This is a genomic window from Loktanella sp. D2R18, assembly GCF_003318235.1.
GTDB lineage: Bacteria > Pseudomonadota > Alphaproteobacteria > Rhodobacterales > Rhodobacteraceae > Yoonia.
This window is the reverse complement of record NZ_QOCG01000026.1, coordinates 1-1,307: the sequence shown is the minus strand read 5'-3', so window position 1 is coordinate 1,307 and position 1,307 is coordinate 1. Positions and strand designations below refer to the sequence as shown.

General features: G+C 55.4%; 2 protein-coding genes. Both read left to right on the top strand.

The features are described from left to right. Positions 1-77: 77 nt before the first annotated feature. Positions 78-473: a hypothetical protein gene (locus tag DS901_RS19010; protein WP_258546726.1), complete on the top strand. Its 396-nt coding sequence runs from the start codon at positions 78-80 to the stop codon at positions 471-473. Then, a complete protein-coding gene (locus DS901_RS12605) occupies positions 386-1,270 on the top strand; it encodes an oxidoreductase (protein ID WP_258546725.1) in 885 nt (294 codons plus the stop codon). Before DS901_RS19010 ends, DS901_RS12605 begins: the two co-directional genes overlap by 88 nt. Positions 1,271-1,307 lie beyond the last annotated feature (37 nt).

The following is a 1,307-nucleotide window of genomic DNA, read 5'->3' as shown; positions in this document are numbered from 1 at the left end:
GAGCCCTTTCTACTTGATGCTGCGCTTTGCACCAATGGCCGCTTTGACGTATAACGATAAAGGAATTACGAGGCTTCATGTCCAAAATGCAAACTTCACCATTCGCCCAACCGCTGACACTGCCATGTGGCGCTACGCTAAAGAATCGGATCGCCAAGTCAGCGATGTCGGACTCCCTTGGCGACGGCGCTGGCAACCCAACCGAAGATCAAATCAGGCTTTACGAACGGTGGGCCGAGGGCGGTCTGGCGTTGTCCATAATCGGCGAAGTTCAAGGCACACCCCACTTTGCAGAGAAGCCCGGTAACCTCATTTTGAACGACCAATCAGACCGTGGTTTGCTTGAGCGCCTCGCAAAAGCAGGTGCAACCGATAACGCGCAGCTATGGCTCCAACTTGGACACGCGGGTGCAATGGCGGATGCCCTATCAGCACACCAAAAGGACCGAGCGCGCTTGATCTGCCCGGTCTGATCTGTGGCGCGTTGTCCTTGGACGAGATACACGCACTGCCCGCCGAATTTGCCCACACTGCCAGCCTTGCGAAGGGACTTGGGTTCGGAGGTGTTCAGATACACGCGGCGCATGGATTTCTGCTCAGTCAGTTTTTGTCACCTCTGTTTAACAAACGACAGGATGCCTACGGTGGTTCTCTGCAAAACCGAATGCGGCTGCTGCTTGAAGTTATAAATGAAGTGCGAAAAGCTGTCGGCCCTGAGTTTCCGGTCGGTATCAAATTGAACGCCTCGGATCAGCTCGACGGTGGTTTTGCAGAGGATGAGGCTCTTGAGGTCGTTGCCGCCGTAGACCAAGTGGCAATCGACCTTATCGACATCAGCGGCGGCACATATTTCCCCGGTGCGGCATCCTCGTCTGATCGCGCAGGCTCAGGCCCCTATTTCTTGGAATTCGCAGGTCGCGCCCGCGAAAAAACAAAGATACCTTTGATGGTCACTGGCGGGTTCAAAACGCGCGCTCAGGCCGAAAACGCCATTGTTGAAGGCAAGGCCGATATTATCGGGTTGGCTCGTGCGTTGGTGGTCGATCCGGAACTTCCGTCATTTTGGCTATCTGGTCAGCGCGACGAGTCGCAGTTTCCACGTTTCAAGAACCCGCCAGAAGGCGGTGTGACAGCGTGGTACACGATGCAGATCACCCAGATTGCAAACGGGGGTGCTACGCTCTCGCCTGACGACTTGGTAGGCGCGATTGAAGCCTACGAAAGTCGAGACGAAACGAGGCGGCGTATATGGAATACAAAGCATAGCTGACCTGCGCGCAGCTGTAGCGAAATGGGGCTTTCGTCCG

What these genes read in the sequence shown, in the direction of transcription:
- DS901_RS19010 (WP_258546726.1), top strand. Translation starts at nt 78, where the DNA reads ATGTCCAAAATGCAAACTTCACCATTCGCCCAACCGCTGACACTGCCA.
- DS901_RS12605 (WP_258546725.1), top strand. Translation starts at nt 386, where the DNA reads ATGGCTCCAACTTGGACACGCGGGTGCAATGGCGGATGCCCTATCAGC.